The 4042-nt window shown below is 28.6% G+C and carries 4 protein-coding genes; 3 read left to right on the top strand and 1 reads right to left on the bottom strand.

From position 1 onward, the window contains the following. Nucleotides 1-94 precede the first annotated feature (94 nt). The gene (locus tag ACK2WN_RS11805) at nt 95-787 is read right to left on the bottom strand and encodes a purine-nucleoside phosphorylase (RefSeq protein ID WP_416155674.1); all 693 of its coding nucleotides are present in this window, start codon (nt 785-787) and stop codon (nt 95-97) included. Nucleotides 788-1134: 347 nt separating this feature from the next. Between ACK2WN_RS11805 and ACK2WN_RS11800 the strand changes: the two genes are divergently transcribed. The 3 genes from ACK2WN_RS11800 (at nt 1135) to ACK2WN_RS11790 (ending at nt 3903) form a co-directional block, all read left to right on the top strand. Then, on the top strand, nt 1135-1920 hold the full coding sequence (locus tag ACK2WN_RS11800) for a DUF3800 domain-containing protein (RefSeq protein ID WP_006439156.1): 786 nt from the start codon (nt 1135-1137) through the stop codon (nt 1918-1920). Nucleotides 1921-2390: 470 nt separating this feature from the next. After that, the gene (locus tag ACK2WN_RS11795) at nt 2391-2780 is read left to right on the top strand and encodes a GntR family transcriptional regulator (RefSeq protein ID WP_270838748.1); all 390 of its coding nucleotides are present in this window, start codon (nt 2391-2393) and stop codon (nt 2778-2780) included. Beyond that, entirely contained in the window at nt 2773-3903 is a 1131-nt protein-coding gene (locus tag ACK2WN_RS11790; RefSeq protein WP_416155673.1) for a DUF5808 domain-containing protein, read from the top strand. The genes ACK2WN_RS11795 and ACK2WN_RS11790 overlap by 8 nt, the downstream gene beginning before the upstream one ends. The last annotated feature ends 139 nt before the right edge of the window (nt 3904-4042 follow it).

The following is a 4042-nucleotide window of genomic DNA, read 5'->3' as shown; positions in this document are numbered from 1 at the left end:
TTTCTCGCCTCTCTACACTCGTTATGAATGTAGGGAGCTTTTTGTAAAAATATATTTGTCTATATATGTATATTTTTGACTATATTTTTAACAACTATATAGTTGCTCCTATTACCTTCATTCCACAATGAACTGCTGCTAATACTTCTGGAACCGTAGACATACCAACAGCATCTCCACCTAAAACCTGCACCATTCTTATTTCAGCAGGTGTTTCATAGTTTGGTCCTGAGAAGAATGTATATACCCCTTCCCTAACTTCAACATCAACTTCTTTAGCAGATTTTTTTACTAATTCTCTGTATTCTGCGTTATATGCATCTGACATATCTGGGAATCTAGGCCCTATTCTATCGTCATTTTTTCCTATAAGAGGGTTTGAACCACTTAGATTTATATGATCTTTTATAATCATTAAATCCCCAGCGTTAAAGTCTTTATTTGCACCACCAGCTGCATTTGTTACAATAAGTGTTTCTGCTCCAAGCATTTTCATAACTCTAACTGGCATAGTTGTAAGCGACTGAGAATATCCTTCATAATAATGGAATCTTCCCTGCATAGCTACAACTTTTTTTCCTTCTAATTCCCCGATTATAAGCTCTCCTGCATGTCCAACTACAGTAGATACTGGGAAATTAGGTATGTCGCTGTATTTTATTTTTACTGGATTTTTTATATTTTCAGCCATAGCACCAAGACCTGATCCAAGTATAAGAGCTATTTCTGGTTTTATATCAGTTATCCCCTTTATATATTCAGTAGCTTCTACTATTTTATCGTACATAATTTTCACACCTTTCCAAGTTCAGTATTCTGTTTAACATATCATATCATTACAATAATATATTTTCAACACAAGTAAAGTTAATTTATTAAACTAAAAGAGCAGCTTCGTATCGAAAAATACTCAGCTGCCTTTAGGGATTATGTAACTTTGACTTTATGTTACCAGTTACCAATTTAAAATTGTTCCGCTATTCTATTTTAAACTTTTTTTGTGTTTTAAGTCAACTGTTTATACTTTTTTTATTTAATTTTTTACAATTGACGAAATTCTTGCATCTATTTGAATAATATTATTATAAAAAATATGCTATTATATAATTAGTAATAGGAAATGGAGGAGTAATTTTGATAAATATTTATATTGACGATTCAGGAAGCCGCAGCCTTAAAGATTTAGATCAGCCTGTATATCTTTTAACCGCTGTTTGTATAGATAATAGATATTTTGGAGATATTAGCGAAAAATTAAAGGTAATAACAGATAGATTCAAGTTTAAAATCGAAAATACACTGCAGTCATCTTTTGACAATAATACATATACATCTAATAGAGCCAATAAGATGTCAAAACTTTTAACCGATTTAGTTATCAGTGAAAACTTTGAGCTACATTGCTCAGAAATTATAAGAGGAGATATTCCATATATAATTTTGGATAAAGATGATAGGATAAATACCATTAAAAGAACTCTTAGAGTTGTAGAAAGCTATGATATACCTATATTTACTGTCTATTGCGATAAAAATGAGTTTTTAAATCGTCATGGTAAAGGAAATGAGTCTGAATGTTTATTAAACAGAAAAATGACAGAGGCGCTTGTTGAAATGATTTCTATTTATTTAGAAAAAAACAATGAACAAGCTTGTATAATAGCTGACGAAGGTAATTATACTGTTTCTAACTATATGATTCCTTATCTTAGAGAAAATCCAAGCGAAAGAATAAGTTCTGAAATTATGCAGAAAAAAAGCTATGATAGTGTAAATATCCAGCTTGCAGATGTATGCGCTTATACAACTAATATGAAACTGATGCACAATATTAAGAAAGATAATTATAAGCACAAGAAGATTGCCGAGGAATTATTCACTGTTATAGAGAATTATAATACCTTAAATAGACTATTCTAAAAATAAAAAACGGGGTTGATGTTGCTATATTTTACATCAGCCCCATTTTTATATACTTTTTTGCAGAAAAAAAGTGAAACCCGTCACCTCGTGTTTCACTTCTTTAATAATCTCATAAAATAATGTCTTAGAATATCCCCGTCATCTCGTGTCATATTCCAATCTATCTTCACCTATATATTAACATATCCATTACATTTTTTCAAATTTTTAGCAAAATTTTTCGAAACATTTAACCTATTTTTTATTTAATTTTTACACCTATATGTTATATATTTTTATTTATTATATAGTATATATCCAATCACTTATTTTTAATAAGATTTTAACTATTTTAATTCTTCAAAAATAAATTTTTACCCTTCCCACCATCAAATTTTTCAAAAAGTATATTGCTTTTTTGTTATGTCTGTTATATATTATATATAACAAATAGAATTAATATAACATTTGGAAAGGAGGTTATAAATATGAAATTAGAACTAGACTTTAGCAGCAGTAAATCCATATATCTGCAAATAGAAGATAATCTTATAAAAGCAATAGCAAAAGGAGATTTAAAAATAGGAGAATCTCTACCTTCTGTTAGAAGTATGGCTGAGGATATTGGTGTAAATCTTCATACTGTCAACAAAGCATATAATGAACTCAAAGATAGGGGGTATCTTAATATAGACAGAAGAAAAGGCGCTGTTGTAGCAGATCTTCCAATGAAAAAAAACGAAATTAAAGAAAAAGAATTATTTGATGAATTAGAAATATTAATATCTAATTCATTCTTATCAGGTATTCAGAAGGATGAATTCCTAAAATTAGCAGAAAAAATTTACAATGAATGTGAGGTTGTTAAAAATGACTAACTATAATATAGAATTAATGGTTATGGTCCCTATAATTATTTTACTTGCAATTGTAGATTACAATATGCAAAAATTTACAAGTAATAAAGTATTCTATGGGGTTAATATTCCGGAGAAATATAGAAATTTCGAAGAGTTAAAACATATAGATAAAAGCTACAAAAGAGGTATAATAATCTCTACTGCTGCTGTACTTATAATCCAAATTGGATTATCTTTATATGCTGATTTTACATTAAATGAAAATCTTTATCTTGCAGCTGTTACAGTGCCTATAATACTTACAGTTGTTTTGTACTACTTTATATACTATAGTAGTTATAAAAAAGTACTAATATTTAAAGAAGAACATCTTTCTACAATAAATCCTGAGCTTAAATCAGAAAGAACTCAGATACTTGATGTAGATTTTATGCATGAAAGAGATAAATTAGTAAAAAAATACAGCTTAATATATATTATTCCTATACTTTTAGTTGTAGCATCTTCAGCTTATGCTTTTATCAACTATGATAAAATACCTGAAATGATGCCTACACACTTCAACTTCCAAGGAATTGCAGATGGATTTACTGTAAAAACTAAAGCCTCTTTCTTTGCTCAAATAGGTATGCAAGTGGTTGTAATGGTTTTAGTTTATTTCGGCTCTGTTTATTCTTTAAAAGCTAGAATAAAAATAGATAAAAATGATTCTAAATCCGATATAGCAAATACTATTAAGTATTTAAACCATTTAGCTAGCGAATCATTCTTTATGTTATTTGCAATGGCCTTACTTTTCAGTTCAATTTCATTTGGGCTTGTTAATCAAGAAGTAAATCAAATACTTGTAATTTTATCAACTGTACTACTTCTAGCATCAATAGTTCCTTTAATCTATACATCATCTAAATTAAAGAAAGGCAACTATTCTGATGTTTCATATACTGTTGATGATGATGACAAATACTGGGTTTTAGGTTGTTTCTACTACAATCCAAATGATCCTTCATCATTTGTTCAGAAAAGATTTGGAATTGGATGGACTGTCAATCTAGGAAGCTCTAAAGGAAAACTTATGGTTGCATGTATTCTACTTATGTTAATTATAACACTTTATGTAAGTTTTAAATTCGCAGCATAGACATATAAAAAGAGGAGAGTCAAAAAAACCAATGTCATTAAGTTAGCATTGTTAATGAGGTTATCTAAAAGAAAAATAGCAGGAAAGATTTTTGCTTTCCTGCTATTTTTATATTTTAAACACACAAATAAGACAGATA

This window comes from Peptacetobacter sp. AB800, assembly GCF_047807365.1.
GTDB lineage: Bacteria > Bacillota > Clostridia > Peptostreptococcales > Peptostreptococcaceae > Peptacetobacter.
Note: the sequence above shows the minus strand (reverse complement) of the source record. Positions and strands in the feature narration are given on the sequence as shown.